The organism is Pseudomonas sp. GW823-FHT02C05, from assembly GCF_058797595.1.
In genome coordinates, this window is record NZ_JBXAJU010000007.1 from 136,456 (window position 1) to 151,911 (window position 15,456).

The 15,456-nt window shown below is 59.3% G+C and carries 17 protein-coding genes; 10 read left to right on the top strand and 7 right to left on the bottom strand.

The genetic code is table 11. From position 1 onward, the window contains the following. Window positions 1-3: 3 nt before the first annotated feature. From AC1RGE_RS30820 to AC1RGE_RS30840, 5 genes are read left to right on the top strand one after another with little or no spacing between them, the layout of a single operon-like run. Window positions 4-711 (top strand): DUF4376 domain-containing protein, encoded by a 708-nt coding sequence (locus AC1RGE_RS30820; RefSeq protein ID WP_492585630.1) that lies wholly within the window; start codon window positions 4-6, stop codon window positions 709-711. Then, on the top strand, window positions 708-1,631 hold the full coding sequence (locus AC1RGE_RS30825) for a hypothetical protein (protein WP_492585632.1): 924 nt from the start codon (window positions 708-710) through the stop codon (window positions 1,629-1,631). Before AC1RGE_RS30820 ends, AC1RGE_RS30825 begins: the two co-directional genes overlap by 4 nt. Continuing rightward, window positions 1,628-2,161, top strand: a complete 534-nt coding sequence (locus AC1RGE_RS30830; RefSeq protein ID WP_492585634.1) for a baseplate complex protein — start codon at window positions 1,628-1,630, stop codon at window positions 2,159-2,161. Before AC1RGE_RS30825 ends, AC1RGE_RS30830 begins: the two co-directional genes overlap by 4 nt. Continuing rightward, the gene (locus AC1RGE_RS30835; protein WP_492585635.1) at window positions 2,158-2,862 is read left to right on the top strand and encodes a hypothetical protein; all 705 of its coding nucleotides are present in this window, start codon (window positions 2,158-2,160) and stop codon (window positions 2,860-2,862) included. The genes AC1RGE_RS30830 and AC1RGE_RS30835 overlap by 4 nt, the downstream gene beginning before the upstream one ends. Continuing rightward, entirely contained in the window at window positions 2,835-3,809 is a 975-nt protein-coding gene (locus AC1RGE_RS30840) for a hypothetical protein (protein WP_492585637.1), read from the top strand. The genes AC1RGE_RS30835 and AC1RGE_RS30840 overlap by 28 nt, the downstream gene beginning before the upstream one ends. Here the strand turns inward: AC1RGE_RS30840 and AC1RGE_RS30845 are convergent. The 4 genes from AC1RGE_RS30845 to AC1RGE_RS30860 form a co-directional block, all read right to left on the bottom strand. Further along, window positions 3,806-4,822: a RelA/SpoT domain-containing protein gene (locus AC1RGE_RS30845; RefSeq protein WP_492585638.1), complete on the bottom strand. Its 1,017-nt coding sequence runs from the start codon at window positions 4,820-4,822 to the stop codon at window positions 3,806-3,808. The genes AC1RGE_RS30840 and AC1RGE_RS30845 overlap by 4 nt on opposite strands. A gap of 32 nt (window positions 4,823-4,854) precedes the next feature. Then, window positions 4,855-5,202 (bottom strand): hypothetical protein, encoded by a 348-nt coding sequence (locus tag AC1RGE_RS30850; protein ID WP_492585639.1) that lies wholly within the window; start codon window positions 5,200-5,202, stop codon window positions 4,855-4,857. A gap of 175 nt (window positions 5,203-5,377) precedes the next feature. After that, a complete protein-coding gene (locus tag AC1RGE_RS30855) occupies window positions 5,378-5,695 on the bottom strand; it encodes a phage antirepressor N-terminal domain-containing protein (protein ID WP_492585640.1) in 318 nt (105 codons plus the stop codon). Window positions 5,696-7,327: 1,632 nt separating this feature from the next. Further along, window positions 7,328-7,597, bottom strand: a complete 270-nt coding sequence (locus AC1RGE_RS30860) for a hypothetical protein (protein ID WP_019093267.1) — start codon at window positions 7,595-7,597, stop codon at window positions 7,328-7,330. Between the two features lie 917 nt (window positions 7,598-8,514). Between AC1RGE_RS30860 and AC1RGE_RS30865 the strand changes: the two genes are divergently transcribed. The 4 genes from AC1RGE_RS30865 to AC1RGE_RS30880 all read left to right on the top strand — a co-directional run bounded on the left by AC1RGE_RS30865 (window position 8,515) and on the right by AC1RGE_RS30880 (window position 10,838). Continuing rightward, entirely contained in the window at window positions 8,515-8,955 is a 441-nt protein-coding gene (locus AC1RGE_RS30865; RefSeq protein ID WP_011060167.1) for a hypothetical protein, read from the top strand. 399 nt (window positions 8,956-9,354) lie between these two features. Then, a complete protein-coding gene (locus AC1RGE_RS30870; protein ID WP_015634733.1) occupies window positions 9,355-9,720 on the top strand; it encodes a glycine zipper domain-containing protein in 366 nt (121 codons plus the stop codon). A 108-nt stretch (window positions 9,721-9,828) separates the two neighbouring features. Beyond that, the gene (locus AC1RGE_RS30875; protein ID WP_492585642.1) at window positions 9,829-9,990 is read left to right on the top strand and encodes a hypothetical protein; all 162 of its coding nucleotides are present in this window, start codon (window positions 9,829-9,831) and stop codon (window positions 9,988-9,990) included. Between the two features lie 152 nt (window positions 9,991-10,142). Beyond that, complete coding sequence (locus tag AC1RGE_RS30880) at window positions 10,143-10,838, top strand: HAD-IA family hydrolase (protein ID WP_346624459.1); 696 nt, start codon at window positions 10,143-10,145, stop codon at window positions 10,836-10,838. Window positions 10,839-10,921: 83 nt separating this feature from the next. Here the strand turns inward: AC1RGE_RS30880 and AC1RGE_RS30885 are convergent, their stop codons facing one another. Then, the gene (locus AC1RGE_RS30885) at window positions 10,922-11,668 is read right to left on the bottom strand and encodes a 3-oxoacyl-ACP reductase family protein (protein WP_019093270.1); all 747 of its coding nucleotides are present in this window, start codon (window positions 11,666-11,668) and stop codon (window positions 10,922-10,924) included. Window positions 11,669-11,791: 123 nt separating this feature from the next. On the opposite strand from AC1RGE_RS30885, the gene AC1RGE_RS30890 reads away from it, so the two are divergent. After that, on the top strand, window positions 11,792-12,715 hold the full coding sequence (locus AC1RGE_RS30890) for a LysR family transcriptional regulator (RefSeq protein ID WP_011060171.1): 924 nt from the start codon (window positions 11,792-11,794) through the stop codon (window positions 12,713-12,715). A 36-nt stretch (window positions 12,716-12,751) separates the two neighbouring features. On the opposite strand, the gene AC1RGE_RS30895 is transcribed toward AC1RGE_RS30890, so the two are convergent. After that, window positions 12,752-13,480 (bottom strand): aspartate/glutamate racemase family protein, encoded by a 729-nt coding sequence (locus tag AC1RGE_RS30895; RefSeq protein WP_492585644.1) that lies wholly within the window; start codon window positions 13,478-13,480, stop codon window positions 12,752-12,754. Between the two features lie 54 nt (window positions 13,481-13,534). Beyond that, the gene (locus AC1RGE_RS30900) at window positions 13,535-15,076 is read right to left on the bottom strand and encodes an NCS1 family nucleobase:cation symporter-1 (RefSeq protein ID WP_492585646.1); all 1,542 of its coding nucleotides are present in this window, start codon (window positions 15,074-15,076) and stop codon (window positions 13,535-13,537) included. Between the last annotated feature and the right edge of the window lie 380 nt (window positions 15,077-15,456).

Here is a 15,456-nt window from a genome sequence, read left to right on the forward strand (position 1 = left end):
ATCATGAGCAAGACCGTTTATCAAACCGATCAGTACGGGATCTATACCGGGTCGATCACAGCAGACGAATCCCCCCTGGAGCCAGGCGTCTGGCTTATTCCTGGTGGCTGCGTCGAGGTTCCGCCACCCGCACCAGGTGAACACCAGGTGCCCCACTGGAATGGCAAACGCTGGCAGCTGGTGCGGTCCTTCCAGGGGCTGACGGCTTACAACACGGCTACCGGCGAACCGCTACAGATCCACCAGGTGGGCGAGCTGCCGCCTGGTTACACACTGAGCGTTCCAGGGCCTGGCCAGGTCTGGCGCAATGGCGATTGGGTGGACGACACTCCGGCCTTGCTCAAGCGCCGGCACGCCGAACGCACCCTGCAGGTGAACGCTGCGTGCGAAGCCGCGATCACCGGGGGCTTCTGGTCCAGTGCCTTGGGTGCCCCTCACCAGTACAGCAGCCAGCAGGATGACCAACTGAACCTGACCGGCGTCATTCTCGCCGGCCTCGACACGCTCTATGCCTGCCGCGACCAGGCCGGCGCCAAGGAGTTTCGGGCGCACACCGCCGCGCAGATCCGCAAAGTGGGTGACGACTTCACCGTGTTCAAGCTGCAGCCACTGCAGCGCGCCAACGCGCTCAAGCAGCGGCTCGACCAGGCCCTGGCCAGCGGTGATCTGGTCGCGCTTGAGGCAGTGACCTGGGAGAGCGCAGAGCCATGACCTGGGCACCGGTGACCATGCGCTGGCCAGAGCAGGCCACCCGCTGGATGGGTGATCTGTCAGAGGCCAAGGCACTGGCCGGAGGGGAGCTGGCCAGCACGGCCGAACGCCTGGCGGGCCTGGATGGCATGACCAGCACCAACCCCGGGCCGGTCGGTGCTGCAGCTGAACAGGCGATCGCCGCCGGCAGAGCTGCCCTGACCAGCCAGATGGGCCAGGCGCCGGCCTGCCTGGCCGTGACGCCGTTTCAAAGCGGCGTGGGCACTGGGCGGGGGAATCAACTCTATCTGTCGGCCCCCAACCTGCTGCAGCAGCTGGCCCTCAAGCTGGGCGACAGTGCCGACAGCGGTCTGCCGATCGGCCAGCACTACGCGCTGTCGGTGATGTTCCTCGGCACCCGTTACGAGCAGTTGGCCAAGACCCTGGCGCGATTCAATGCGCTGCTGCCGATTCCCGACCTGGTGCGCGCAGAACGCCGCGCCGATCACCTGGCCAAGCTGGAAACGGAAAAGTGGGTGATGCCCACGGCCGGCACCCTGCCGCGCTGGGCGCATGTGCCCCTGGAACGCTGCACCCTGATCAAGGCGGCCAAGCAATCCATGGCGGGCCAGATCGCCGTCCTGGAAGGCTACGCGGCTGACAGCTCGCCCATGGGCGACTTGGCGGCCCTGGCCCAGCGCAAGGCCGCCCAGCAGAAAGGCCGCGATCAGCAGTTGGACGACCTGAAAGCCTTGCTGGCCGGTGACAATGCCGACCACAGCATGCGCGCCCGGTTGCTTGGTCCTGGTGGCCCGGGCGACCTGCGGCGGGCCTTGCTGGAAGGCGAGGCACCGGGGCATGAGTGGGTGCTATGTGCCGGGGTGCTGCTGGTGGGCTCGCTGGAGGGCCTGAGCTTCGTTCGTGAACTGGTGGGCCTATGACACTGTTACTCGACGGCCAGCAGGTGCTGGGCAAACGTATGAAGGTCACAGCCAACCTGCGGATCGAAAGCGACGATCTGTCAGGGCAGACCAGTAACACCGATACCGCCCACAAGGGCTTCAAGCCCAAGACGTTGACGGTTTCCCTGATGATCCCCTACGTCAACCAGGGCCAGTTGCGCGACCTGATGCGCCTGGCCGAGGCCACCGCCGGCGGCGGGCGGCTCAAGCTGTACCGGATCGTCAACGACACGGCCGCCGCCTTCGGCATCCGCGAGGTGCAGTTCTCCGAAGGCGTGAGCGCCCGCGAGGATGATTCGCTGGCCGCCTGGCTGGTGCAGTTCACACTGTCCGAAAAGCTGTCGAATCCGGAGAAAGTCGAGAAGCGCCGCGCCGGCAATGGCGTCAGCGTGCAATCGGCGCCCGGGCAAGGCGTGGGAGGCGAAGGCGGCGGCGAGGCTGGCCAGGAGCTGACCGGCTTTGAGTCCGTCCTGAAAAGGGTGGACGACTACCTGGGGGGCAAGTCGTGAAACTGCACAAGGTGCTGACGATCGGCGGAAAGCCTTACGACCTGGTCAAAGACGAAGTCCGGCTGGATGCCAAGAGCCCGGGCCGCGCCACCTTCACCGTCCAGGCCGGGGCGCCGGTCAAAGGCCTGGTGACGTTTGATATCGGTTACAACGAGCGCACGCTGCAGCGTCACTTCATCGGCTACGTGGAGCGATCGACCGCGGTCAACGGTCTGCAGCAGATCCTGGTCTGCCGCGAACTGGCGGCGATCATGGCCAACCCACTGCCGCTGAACCTGCGCCACGTCGATCTGCAGGGCGTCCTGGCGGCGATCAGCAGCAAGACCGGGCTGCGCTTCCGGGTACCGGAAAAGCCCTATGCCCAGACCAAGGCCCCGTTCTTCTACAGCCTGGCCAGCGGATACCTGGCTATGGACAGCCTGGCCCAAGTGTTCAGCATCCCCGACTTTATCTGGCAGCAGCAGGGCGACGGCGAGGTGTTCGTGGGCAGTTGGGCGGATAGCTTCTTCGGCACTCGCGCACCGCTGCAGCTGCCCGTCGAGCTGTTCGACGGCTACCAGGGCAATCAGAGCGCCATGATCGCGGTTCTTCCAGGACTGCGCCCGGGCGCGACCTTCAACCAGGGCGAGCGGGTCACCAGCGTGACGCTCACCGGCAATCAGATGGCCATCAAATGGAAGACGCAATCCGCCGCAGCGTAGAGCGGCAATTCCCAGAACTCACCGGTGGCTATCACCTGCCACGCTTCGGCCGTGTGGTCGCGGTGCCGGATGCGCCGGCGACGCCCGGGCTGTGCGACGACTTCCGGCCGCGCTATGGCGTGGACGTCCAGGTACTGCTGCCCGACGGCGAACCCGATCCGGATCTGCCGATCCTGGCCGGCCTGCCGCTGCCGGCGCCCATGGGCGGCCAAGAGGCCGGCATGTTCGGTTTCCCCGAGGAAAACACCACGGTGGTGGTGTGCTTCGCCTACGGACTGCCGCACAAGCCGTTTATCCAGCAGATCCTGCCGCACGGCCTGAGCCTGCCACGGGTGCCGAAAGGTGATCAGGTATGGCAGCACAGCGAGGCCTGCCAGCAGCGGGTCGATGCCGACGGCAACTGGCTGCGCCTGACCGATGGAAAGATCCAGGACAAGGCGATCGAGCGTGAAGTGGAAGCCCTGGACAACGCCGAGCGCTTCCAGAATCACACCAGGACGGTGGACGACCATTCGACCGAGTCAGTAGGAGGGGTCAAGAAGATAGAGGCCATGGGCGCGCTCAAGCTGCTTTCCGGTGGGTCTGCCAGCCTCGCCGCCGTGGATGACCTGCACCAGGCCACCGGCCGCGACTTGAACCTGGTGGTGGGGCAGAAGCTCAACGCCATGGTGGGTGGCGACCTGCAGGAGCAGATCCAGGGGCTGCGCAAGAGCGTGAGCGGAATCAGTCAGCGCCTGCAGGCGCCCAAGACCTGGCTCGGGTCGGAGTCGGTCAACGTGCTGCAGGTGCTGTGCGACCTGCTGGACCTGGTGCAGGAAATGAACGTGCAATTGGCCGAGCACGTTCATGGACCAACTCCACCTCCAAGTAACGCTGCGGCGTTTGGAGGTGCAGCCCTGGCTGCGCAGGGCCTGTCCGAGAAAACTAAGAATGCGACACTTTCCTAAGAGCTGCGCTTCTTCAATAGATCCAAATAAAAATTGATGTCTTTTCCTGTTGGTATAAGGCCACGTTCAAGACCATGCTTGCTGATTCCGAACTGGGATGCACCTGCTAGATCTTCGGTAGTTTTGAGTTTTTGAATGTCTTTTTTCAGCTGTCTAATAATTTTTTGAGACTGTTCGTCCTTTGTTTCGAGACTTTCGAGACGTGCGAGTGTGGCATCCACGCTCCTGGTCGCATCTTCGAGCTCCGCAGCGACACGCTGATGATCTTCAATGAGATTAAATTTTTCTTCTTCTGCTTTTTTCAAAAGATGATTTAAATCTTTTGCGAAGAGTCCCATTTCGTCTGCACTACCTGCAAGGCCGGAGAATAGCCTCAAGAATACTGCGATCTGGGCATTGTCTGAGAAATCTGGATATCGTACGGTATGATCAACCTCGCTCCATCCTTCCTGAAAGATTGTTCGAACTTGTAGCTCCGCATAAAAAGTGAGTTTGGCTGGTTGAATTTTGACTATGTAATGTATCGAGCGATAACCGCCGTCATGATTTTTTTTGATAGCCCCACGAGCTGATATCAGGTCGTGCGGTTCCTCTCCCACGCGAACGTAGGCAATTACATCTTCTGCCAACTCCCAGTAATCACGGATGTGCTCATCTATCGACGCGCACTCATCCTTGAACAGGTGGAGTGCGCGTACGCCGATCAAATCGGTTGCCACTTTAAGATAGTTATCTGAGTTTACGGTTTTCCATTTTTCTTGCGGTTTTTCCTCTAGGTTTTTACGGATTATCTTTTTGATCAGGTGATTAGGATCTTTTACACGCCAGCGAACGGAGTGGACCTTGTCGAATGTCTGAATTGTAGACGCAATCATCTTTGCTGCGGAGTTTAGATGTGACTGAATTGTCCCGTAGTGCTCATATATTGCTACAAGATTTTCGAATGTGCAGCCCGATCTATTAAACTCGTCTTCAGTGACATTTGCAGCAGTGAGAAAATCTTCCCGATCCATTCGGCTCTCCCTAATAAATGGCTTTTTGTAGATTAAAAGTCCGACTCGTTTCTAACCGCGATTATGTCCTTGATGGTGGGGGTATATTCCCTCATGAAATCAAGAGCATCATGAAATGTTGGCATGACGTACTCTTCAATGTGCCCGCCTAGTGATACCAAAGCGATTCCAGTGAAGTCCTTTGGCTCGTCATCTTTTTGTTTGTTAAAGGTGTAGAGTTCAATAGATGCCTCATCAGTTCCTATGTTGAACGCCCTAGTGTAGCCTTCCGCCAAGAACGCCGCGCCAATGTCATCTGTCCCGTGTTTGTCGCAGTATTCGTTGACGATGCTTCTGTCTGCATATTGAGTTGCATTACGCTGGGAGTAAATATTGATCATTACAGTGCTTCCATTTTGAATTGCGCGCAGATTAATTGCTTGCCTTTAATCGCGCTGTTCGATTGTTTATAGGTGTGAGCCGGTGTTAGGTTAGTCGAAGATCTCATAAGTCCACAGCGCGTCGTCGCACTCTTCCTTGTAGCGGACGATCTTGTCCCGCATATCGGGCTTCATCTTAGAGCCAAGTCGGAAGCTTGTGTAATGGGATGCAGGTCGTGCTTAACGGGTTTCTTCCCTCCAGAGTAGGTCCGAATTTTTTGACAATTTTTGTTCTCTGACTGTTCCAGTCAGGCCCCATGTTAAGCACGATCGGTTTCATCGCCACGTAAGGCTCATTGTTCTGGTCGAACGAGACAGCTGTGTCATCGTAAAATAGTACCGGCATCAACTGATGGTGCATGTCAAATCCTTGTGCTTGTAGCCAAAGCGTTGGGGAAACTACAACGATTGCGTTCAGTTGTTTCGAAAATCGAAACAACCTGTTTTCCTTCATTTACTCGAAGACCTTGCTCCAGCAGTATTCAGTACGCCGCGCAGACTCTCAGTCCTTAGTCCAGCCGAGCCGCCATCATCTGCGGCGTCATCGTGTTGTAGCGTTGTACCTCATCTAGCAGGATTACCACCAGTCGCATCGAATCGTACATTTACTTCAGCTTGTACAACTGTCATCGATTAAGGCCTAGGTCGCTCCTATTGGGTACCGCCTTGAGCTTCCAGTGTGCCCACGGTTGCCATTCGGCTTTGACTTTGGACGGAGTGAGGGCGGTCATGGTGTAACTTCTTGTAGAGCTGCCACGAACGTCGCCAACCGAATGGTGGCAGCTGCGCGCAGGTTGGTGAACCGGCTACAGCTGCAGTGTTTGGAAGGGGCGTTGTTACGTCTTGTAGATCGTGTCGCCAATCCCGGTCGTTGAAATTGGCAGCGACAGTTAGAGGTTAGGCCCATTGAATCCAATGGCTAATAAAAATACCAGTGGCAAAAAAAACGGTGGAGAAAATCACTTATCCCCCTCCCGCCGACGGGCTCTGCATTCCTTTTTTGTGCAATGCCAGGTGGTAGTGCAAACCATGCCTCCGCCCAGGCCCGCTGCGGGGTCTGTCGGGTGTTTGGTGATTGCACGGTGTGCAAGGCTTTGTGAAGAAGTGCAGCGGCCTTGGGCGGTGGTATGCGGCTCTGGCGAATTGGGCGGGGAGGGGAGACGCCCGGTTTACAAGGTCGGCAGTTGCGAAAAGCTGCGAAAGGTTGGGTTTTCGTTTTTGGTTTCGTTCGCGCCAGATGCGCATGAGCCACCGGCCAGCTTGTTATCAAAACAGCTGTGAGGCCCAGCCGGCGGGGCTATCTGATGTTCTGCGGCATTGCACAGCATCTCCATGAGCGTGCTGCTTTTCAGGGCTGATATAGACGACGTGAAAAAGTACCTGGACTGATGATTCAGGAGCGTTTTTCAGATGAGGGCTGGGAAAAAGGTAATTTTGGTAATCGATGGGTCAAAACGGGCTGGAGCCCTTATAAAACGTGGCTTTCAGACATTACCTTGGAGGGTAATTTTAGGTAATAAGAAAGGTAATATTCTGTTCAAGCCCTTATTTTGCTGGGGTTTTGGGCTGTTAGGTATTACTCGGACTGAAGGTAATTTTCTAACCTTTTACTTACCTTTTTATTACCTATTGAAAGGTCATCCAAGTGCCTGATTTCATTTGGGTTTCTCTGGTTTCTGGCGCCGCATTACCAAAATTACCTTTTTCCCAGGGCTCAACATAAATCGGGGCAGATGGCATTTTTGGCCTCTCGCAGCATCCTGGCTTACAAACCCATGGGACTGCCATGGGACTGGCGAGCCTCGATTTTTACGAAAGCAATCGGTCTGCAGCCCTTGTATTTCGGGTACTTGCATAATGGAAGTGACTTTGCGGGTAGTTTCGAATCTCTCCTTCACCGCCACATTCTACAAACACAAACCCCTGACTTTCCTAAAGAAAGTCGGGGGTTTGTGGTTTTTGGCGTCTGAAAAATGGCCCGATGGAGCGGGTAGGGGAAGTTGTGTTGGGTTGACCCCGGGGCAGCCTGTAGCAGGCTCTGGTGCGCGCTCATTCGGCAAGCCACGCACCAGCTACGCCTGAAGAGTTACCACTGGCCGCTTATGAGGCAGCCGACGATTTCCCAACCGCTGTATTCCCACCAGGAATATCGGCTATCGGAGCAGCTTCTGGCCAGGCTGGCCATCTGGATTTCGCCCGCTGCTTTTTGGGTTCCGAAAGGGGTGTCAGTAGAAGCTGTCACCTGATTGACGGTCTGCGGAGCCTTGATCGGGGTTGGATGTACGGAAGCGTTCGCGACAGTTGCGGTGAAAGCGATCGTCGCGGATACGGCCAGAGCAGTTATGGACTTTTTCATGTTCGAATCCTTTCAGTCATCTGACAAGCGGCTTATACCTGAGCCTGACCTGCCTTTATCAATAGCCTGAACAGATCGGGCGCGCGCATGGTGTGACGCCAGGAAAGCCTAGCACCGCGTTATTTCCCGCACAGTCGCTCAACGGCACTATTGACAAAGATATAAAAAACTGGGTTTTTCAGATGGTGGCGGCAGATGAAGTAATGAAGAGCTTGAGCACATGCTTCCGGGCTGGTCTTTAAAGCTTTAATGCCAGCTGTAGTAACCCGACGACAACCGGCCCATTTTCAGCCTTTACGTGCGTTCGGGAGGTGGAGCGATCCATCGTCGCCTATGGCGTGCAGCCACTCGTCGGCGCCTGTCTGTTTTGAACGGCGGGTCGGCAAATGACTGTCTAGTCTGAACTGCCGTGACGAGCAGTATTTTCCAGGCAATCAGGAGCTTGCCGGTACTGGTCGGTTGTTGGAGGGAGCTGGGTATGAGGAGTCTTGCTTATATTGAAGACAACGGGGATGAGTTCCCAATCAACAACTTGGTGCGTTGCGGTCAGGCTGCATTCGAAGCAGAGGTTGAATCTTCTGGCACAGTTGTCAGCAAGAGAAAGGCGGCGGTGCCTGTAGCCAGCAACAAGATGTTTTTCCCCAGGGCGTTGCCGAAGAGAAGGTAACGCAGGGTGCAGACAGCCCCGCTTTATGCGGGGCTTTTTATTGCCTGGAGGTTTTTCAGGGGAAAGGTTGGCGAGGACCCATTGTTCGCTAGGGAGCTTTTTGGGCTATTTATTAAGATGTTTTCTGTGTGTTTCGGAATTTTCTTATCTCAATTTGTTATAAGTAACGATATGTTCCTTATCCCGACTCAAACGGGGCTGCGCATCCAGCGATGATGCTTTTTATATGTAGCGTGATAAGGAAATAAACGTGAAAGCCATTTTCAAACTCCTCGCACTGTCCACTCTTGTTGCCACCGCTGCAGGTTGCACCAGCTACAACACCAGCCAGCCATCTTCGCCAATCGACAGTCAGGTCAAGGCTGACCTGAAGGCGGATGTAGTAGTGGGCGAAGCGATTTCCGGTCAGTCGTCGGTCAACATCCTGTTTGGTTTCCTGAAGTTCGGTGGCGATAGCCAGTTTGCCGACGGTGTGGCTTACGGTGGTGACGGCAGTGGTGCACTGGGCGGCCTGGGCTTTGATCCGGTTAGTGCGGTCAAGTCCGCCGCGGCTTTCAAGGCAGTCAAATCTTCGGGCGCTGACCTGATCGTTGCTCCGCGTTATGAAGTGAGTGAAGAAAACTACTTTGTCTTCAAGAAAGTCTCGGTCACGGTCAAAGGCAATAAAGGCAGCATCCGCAGCATTCGTTGAGTGCAACTGCGTTCGAGCCTCTGTGGCGGAGATCGGGGCGTTGCACTGGTAACGTTCCAAGGCGTTGCCTGCCAGCGGCCCGGTCTGAACATTTTCGGTAAGGTGAGCTGAAGATGCCTCGGGATAGGTGAAGCTCAAGGTCTGTTGGTGTTGCTCCCACTGACAGGCTCTTTTCACATAATCTTCACATCTGCCTGAGTAGGCTCGAACCATCCGTTAAAAGCAGCATCCCTAGCCCGTTCCCCAGCGGGCTTTTTTTTGCGCGGGCATAAAACTCTTTTAAAATCAGCTGTCCAAGGCACCTGGGAGCAACCCGGGTGCGGCCGCGATAGCTCGAATTGGCCAGCGTGGCACTGGGCTTTCTTGTCAGTCCGACAGTCTTTCTTTGAGGTTCAAGTCATGCGTTTAACTCTACCTGCCCTGGTTGTGGGACTTCTGCTGGCTCAAGGCGCTATGGCCGGCGATGGCACTGCGGCCATTGGTGGCGGGCTTGGCGGCGCGTTGGGCAATGTGGTCGGGCAGAAGCTCGGTGGCAGTACCGGTGCGGCAATCGGCGCGGGTGTCGCCGGTGCGGCAGGCAGTGCGGCCGGGGCGCGCAAAGGCAGCCGGGCCAAGGCGGCCATCGGTGGTGGCCTGGGTTCGGCCGGTGGCTCGCTGATCGGCAATCGCCTGGGCGGTAGCACCGGCTCGACCGTCGGTGCCGGTATCGGCGGCGCGGCCGGTGGCGCCCTGGGTAGCAGCATGGGTCACAAGAAGCGTCACTGATTCTGCCTTGCCTGAAGAAAACCCGGCCCTGCGCCGGGTTTTTTGTGTGGCTTGCCCCAGGCTTCGCCATACTCAAGGCTCTGAGTCCCGATGTTCAAGGAGACGATCATGCCCCGCGAGACGCCAGGCCAGGCACAGCCCGCTTCCGACGAGCCGGAGGTGATCAACGACCCCGGGAATGAAGCCCCCGGTTCATTGCAGGACGATGCACGCGTACCTCTGCAAGAGGCGCCGGAAGGCGACAAGAGCCCGCCTGGTGCAGCCGACTAAGGTCCGCAGCAACCGCCGTCCAGCCCCCTCGGTTGCTCCCGACCCAAGCCCGCCGCTATGCTGCTGAATCCTTTAATTGATGAATTGCCAAGAAGAACTGGCCGTACCTGAGCCGCTCCCTGGAATGTACTTTTGCTAACGGATCAGATGCGATGAATGCACAGTTGAATGATTTGGGGCCGGTCAAGGCCGTCATTTTCGACATGGACGGCTTGCTCCTGGACACCGAGGGCATCTACACCGAGATCACCCAGTTGATCGCCGAGCGTTATGGCCGCACCTACGATTGGACCATCAAGCAGAACATCATCGGCCGGGGGGCCGGCGACCTGGCGCGCTATGTGGTCCAGGCCCTGGACCTGCCCATCAGCGCCGAAGAGTTCCTGGTGATGCGCGAACCGTTGATGCGTGAGCGCTTTCCCCGCGCCCAGGCCATGCCCGGGGCCCAAGAGCTGGTGCGGCACTTGAAGGAGCACCGGATCCCCATTGCCGTGGGCACCAGTTCGTCGCAGATGTCGTTCGGCGAGAAAACCACCCGCCATGGCGACTGGTTCGCGCTGTTCGACACCATCGTCACCGCCGACGATCCGGAAGTGACGGCGGCCAAGCCGGCGCCGGATATCTTCCTCACGGCTGCCCTTCGCCTGGGGGTGGCCCCGGCCGAGTGTCTGGTGTTCGAGGATTCGCCGTTTGGCGTGACCGCGGCCAGGGCCGCTGGCATGAGCGTGATCGCAGTGCCCGATCCGGCCATGGCCGATAGCAAGTTTGCCCATGCCCACGGGATCATCCGTTCCCTCAAAGGCTTTCAGCCGGCTGCCTGCGGCTTGCCCCACCTGCACTGGGACTGATGGCTGAGCGGTAGCAAACCGCTGTTTTAAAGGCACTGAAAAACGGGCCGCCGGTCACCGGCGGCCCGTTTTTTTGTGGGGTATCAGGCGCCGAAGCCACCGTCGATGGTCAGGCTGGCGCCGGTGATATAGCCCGCTTCGGCGCTGGCCAGGTAGGCGACGAAACCGGCGACTTCTTCGGCATGGCCATAGCGACGGATAGCCATCAGGTCCATCAGGCTCGCGGCGAAGTCACTGTCCGCCGGGTTCATGTCGGTGTCCACCGGGCCGGGCTGGACGTTGTTGATGGTGATGCCCCGCGGGCCAAGGTCCCGGGCCAGGCCCTTGGTCAGGCCCACCAGTGCGGCCTTGCTCATGGCGTAGGGGCCGCCACCGGCGAATGGCATGCGGTCGGCGTTGGTGCTGCCGATGTTGATGATGCGGCCACCTTCGCCCATGTGTCGTGCGGCTTCCTGGGTGGCGATGAATACGCTGCGCACGTTGATGGCCAGGGTCCGGTCGAAGTCCTCCAGCTTGAACTCGTCCAATGGCGCAATGGCCAGCACCCCGGCGTTGTTGACCAGGATATCGAGTCGGCCAAAGGCCTTGACGCTGTCGTTCACTGCGCGGCGGATGGCCTCGGCGTCGGCGCTGTCGGCGTGGATCGCCAGGGCCTTGCCACCCTTGGCGATGATGCTGTCCTGCAGGGCCTGGGCCTTGCTCGCCGAACTGACGTAGGTAAAGGCGACGCTGGCGCCTTCTGCCGCCAAGCGCTCGACAATGGCTGCGCCAATGCCACGGGAACCGCCTTGGATCAAGGCTACTTTGCCGCTGAGGTCAAATGTGCTCATGTGCTTCTCCAGAGATTCAAGGCCGGGTGCCTTGTGCTTGGAGCGAGTATCGGCCGCGGATTAGCCTCTGTGTAGCCGGTAATTTCTATACTCTGTGTAAACCAGAAGTTTAGAGTGGCCTCTATGGAAGCCTTTAGCAGTATCGAATGTTTTGTCCGCAGCGCTGAAGTCGGCAGCTTTGCCGAGGCGGCGCGGCGGCTCGGCCTGACCCCGGCGGCGGTGGGCAAGAGCGTGGCCAAGCTGGAAACCCGGGTTGGTGTGCGCCTGTTCCAGCGCAGCACCCGACGCCTGACCCTGACCGAGGCCGGCCGCCTGTTTCTCGCGGAAGTCGCCGACAGCCTGCAGACCATCCAGAACGCGGTCAGCACCCTGGCCGATGCCCAGGGGCGCCCGGCGGGGACGCTCAAGGTCAGCATGGGCACGGTGTTCGGCGGGCTGTACATAGTGCCGATGCTCGGCGCCTTTTTGCGCCGCTACCCGGATATTCATCCCGACTGGCATTTCGACAACCGCCAGGTGGACCTGATCGGCCAAGGTTTTGATGCGGCCATTGGCGGCGGTTTCGAATTGCCCCAGGGAGTGGTCGCCCGGCGGCTGTCGCCGGCTCACCGGGTGCTGGTGGCAAGCGCCGATTACCTGCGGGGGCGGGCACCGATCAACGGGCCCGAAGACCTGCGGCATTGCCGGGGGATTCTTATCCGCTCCCCCCAGACCGGGCGCATCCGCACCTGGCAGATGACCGGTCGGGGAGGGCTGATGTGCCCGCTGGAGCTCAAGGCCAGCATGACCATGAGCGATTCCGAGGCCGCCTGCATCGCCGCGGCCCAAGGGCTGGGCTTGGCCTTGGTGAGCATGCCGTTTGCCGTCAATTACCTGCGTTCCGGGGCCTTGCAGCGGGTGTTGCCGGACTGGTACGTGGACGATGGCTTTACCTCGATCTACTACGCCGAGCACAAGATGCTCCCGGGCAAGACGCGGGCCTTCGTCGACTTCGTCATTGAGCAGTTCGCCGAGCAAGGCCTGGCTCAGGCCTTCAGCGCCTTGTAGGAGCCGGCCTGGCGACGACTCTATGTACCGCCGGCCTCAGCGCCCCGCCCGCAAGGGCCAGCCCAGCACTCGCTTGGGCCGGGGCGTGGCATAGGTGCGTACCTTGGATGTGGATAGCCCCAGACGCACCAGGGACTCGGCAATGGTCACTGCTGCCGTTACTCCGTCCACCACCGGCACCCCGGTGCGCAAGCGAATCTGTTCATCCAGGCCGGCCATGCCCCCGCAGCCCAGGCAGATGACTTCGGCCTTGTCCTCGGTCACCGCCCGTTCGGCCTGGCGCACGATGGCTTCCACGGCGCGCAGCGGGTCTTCCTCCAGCTCCAGTACCGCCAGGCCGCTGGCCCGCACCGAGGCGCAGCGGTCATAAAGGCCGGAGAGCTTGAGCCGGTCTTCGATCAGCGGCACGGTGCGGTCCAGGGTGGTGACCACCGAGTAGGCGTGGCCAAGGAACATGGCAGTGCTGGCGGCGGCGTCGGTGATGTCCACCACTGGCACGTTCAGCAGTTCCTGCAAGCCTTCGCGGCCGTGCTCGCCGTAGCCGGCCTGGATCACCGCGTCATAGGGCTGGTCGTAGGCCAGCACCCGGTCCATTACGGCGATGGCCGCCAGGTAGCTTTCGAAGTTGCCTTCCACCGATTCGGCGCCGAAGTAGGGAGTCAGGCCGATGATCTCGGTGTCCGGCGCTGCCACGCTTTGTGCCTGGTGGGCGATGGCCTGGGTGATGGAGTCGGTGGTGTTGACGTTGACCACGAGAATTCGCATGAGGGTTCCTTGCAGGTTGGGCAGTTCAGGCCCGGCGCGCCGGGCCGGGCAGGTTCAATGGCTGACGTTGTCCACGGCGATGCTTTCGCCACTGACGTCCGCGTAGCCGGGCTGGCGCTTGGCGATGATCAGGTAGAGCATCCCGGCGATGCCGGCGCCGATCAGCCAGGAGAATGGCGAGACGCTGGCAAAACCCGGCACCAGGGCCAGCACGATGGCGATCAGCGCCGCGGGAATAAAGGCCGCCACTGCTCGCAGGTTGACCCCGCGGCTGTAGAAATAGGCGCCTTGCGGGTCTTCGCTATAGAGCTGCGGCACGTTGACCTGGGCTTTGCGCAGGATCCAGTAGTCCACCATGATCACCCCGTACAGCGGGCCGAGCAGGGCGCCCAGGCCGGAGAGGAAATACACGATCACCAGCGGGCTGTTGTACAGGTTCCACGGCAGGATCAGCACCGCCAGCGCCGCGCTGATCAGCCCGGCGCGGCGGAAGGTCAGGTACTTGGGCGCCAGGTTGCTGAGGACGAAGGCCGGGGCGACGAAGTTGGCCATGATGTTCACCGCCGCGGTCACGATCAGAAAGGCCAGGCAGCCCAGGACCAGGAACAGTGTGTTGGGGATCGAGGCGATGATCTCCGTGGGGCTTTCGATGACCCGGCCATTGATCTGGAACTGCGCGCCGCACAGCAGCACGGTGATGGTGGCGAACACCAGGATGTTCACCGGCAGGCCCCAGAAGTTGCCGACCTTGATGGTCTTGCGGCACGGCGAGGAGCGGGCAAAGTCGCAGAAGTTGAGGATCAGGGTGCCGTAGATTGCCAGCCACAGGGCGCCGCCGGCGAAGATCTGCCGCCACATTTCGCTGCCGGTCAGAGGTTCGCGGATCGACCAGGCGATCTGCCCGTCGGCCTGGGTGTACATCCAGGCGGCCAGGCAGGCCACGGTCAGCAGGATGATCGGCCCGGCGAAGGCTTCGTAGCGCCGGATCATTTCCATGCCATAGGCGAGGATCGCCAGTTGCACCAGCCAGATCACCAGGAAGCAGGCCCAGCCCAGGGTCGAGAGGCCGAGGATCGAGTTGTGGTCGTAATCGGCGAAGCCCGGATGGATGGCCGTGAGCAGCACGCGAAACACCACCGAGGCCAGGTAGGTCTGGATGCCGAACCAGGCGATGGCGATCACTGCCCGGATGAGTGCCGGAATCTGCGCGCCATGGATGCCGAAGCTGATGCGGCTGATCACCGGGAACGGCACCCCGGTCTTCTGCCCCATGTAGCCGGACAGGTTCATGAAGAAATACACCAGCGCCGCGCCTATCCCCAGGGACAGCAGGATCTGCCAGCCGCCCAGGCCCAGGGCGTAGAGGCCGATGGCGAAGGAGTAGTTGGCGATGTTGTGCACATCGTTAGTCCACAAGGCGAAGATGCTGTAGCCACCCCAGCGCCGACCTTCGACCTTGGTCGGTGCCAGGTCGCGGTTGTGCAGGCGTGGGCTGAGCGCGATGGGGGCCGCATCAGCGACCGGTTGTTGGACGTTGTGCGAATGCAGCGAGGAGGGCAGATCCAGTGCGATGTTGTTGGAAGGGCTGGTACGCATTCCGGCATGCTCCTGACTCCGGCCCTGGATGACTGTGCTTGAGCGAGGGGGCTCGACAATCTTCGTCACAGGGGAGGAATCACTGGGTTCGGGGCATCTGCAGCTTGAGTCGTGGGTCAGGCGTGCGGACGGTTAGTGTATGTATGTTTTGGTTTTTTTGTATACAAAACATAAATCCACTAAAGCCACTTCTGTGCCAATTTCACGACTATGAAATTGGCTGCTGATTTCGTTTTGTTATGGGTTATTCCTAACCTTCTGAAAAGACGAGATTAAAAATTGACCGTTTGAACAGGTATTTATTTTTCGCCAGGCACGGCTTGGCGCCCAATGGATATCGGCGCAGGAAAGGCTTGTAACCTTTTGGGGCGGGGAATCTT

Bases quoted from the DNA above. Each gene is read 5' to 3' on its own strand.
- AC1RGE_RS30820 (WP_492585630.1), top strand. From the start codon at position 4: ATGAGCAAGACCGTTTATCAAACCGATCAGTACGGGATCTATACCGGG.
- AC1RGE_RS30825 (WP_492585632.1), top strand. From the start codon at position 708: ATGACCTGGGCACCGGTGACCATGCGCTGGCCAGAGCAGGCCACCCGC.
- AC1RGE_RS30830 (WP_492585634.1), top strand. From the start codon at position 1,628: ATGACACTGTTACTCGACGGCCAGCAGGTGCTGGGCAAACGTATGAAG.
- AC1RGE_RS30840 (WP_492585637.1), top strand. From the start codon at position 2,835: ATGGAAGACGCAATCCGCCGCAGCGTAGAGCGGCAATTCCCAGAACTC.
- AC1RGE_RS30845 (WP_492585638.1), bottom strand. From the start codon at position 4,822: ATGGATCGGGAAGATTTTCTCACTGCTGCAAATGTCACTGAAGACGAG.
- AC1RGE_RS30850 (WP_492585639.1), bottom strand. From the start codon at position 5,202: ATGATCAATATTTACTCCCAGCGTAATGCAACTCAATATGCAGACAGA.
- AC1RGE_RS30855 (WP_492585640.1), bottom strand. From the start codon at position 5,695: ATGAAGGAAAACAGGTTGTTTCGATTTTCGAAACAACTGAACGCAATC.
- AC1RGE_RS30860 (WP_019093267.1), bottom strand. From the start codon at position 7,597: ATGAAAAAGTCCATAACTGCTCTGGCCGTATCCGCGACGATCGCTTTC.
- AC1RGE_RS30870 (WP_015634733.1), top strand. From the start codon at position 9,355: ATGCGTTTAACTCTACCTGCCCTGGTTGTGGGACTTCTGCTGGCTCAA.
- AC1RGE_RS30875 (WP_492585642.1), top strand. From the start codon at position 9,829: ATGCCCCGCGAGACGCCAGGCCAGGCACAGCCCGCTTCCGACGAGCCG.
- AC1RGE_RS30880 (WP_346624459.1), top strand. From the start codon at position 10,143: ATGAATGCACAGTTGAATGATTTGGGGCCGGTCAAGGCCGTCATTTTC.
- AC1RGE_RS30885 (WP_019093270.1), bottom strand. From the start codon at position 11,668: ATGAGCACATTTGACCTCAGCGGCAAAGTAGCCTTGATCCAAGGCGGT.
- AC1RGE_RS30890 (WP_011060171.1), top strand. From the start codon at position 11,792: ATGGAAGCCTTTAGCAGTATCGAATGTTTTGTCCGCAGCGCTGAAGTC.
- AC1RGE_RS30895 (WP_492585644.1), bottom strand. From the start codon at position 13,480: ATGCGAATTCTCGTGGTCAACGTCAACACCACCGACTCCATCACCCAG.
- AC1RGE_RS30900 (WP_492585646.1), bottom strand. From the start codon at position 15,076: ATGCGTACCAGCCCTTCCAACAACATCGCACTGGATCTGCCCTCCTCG.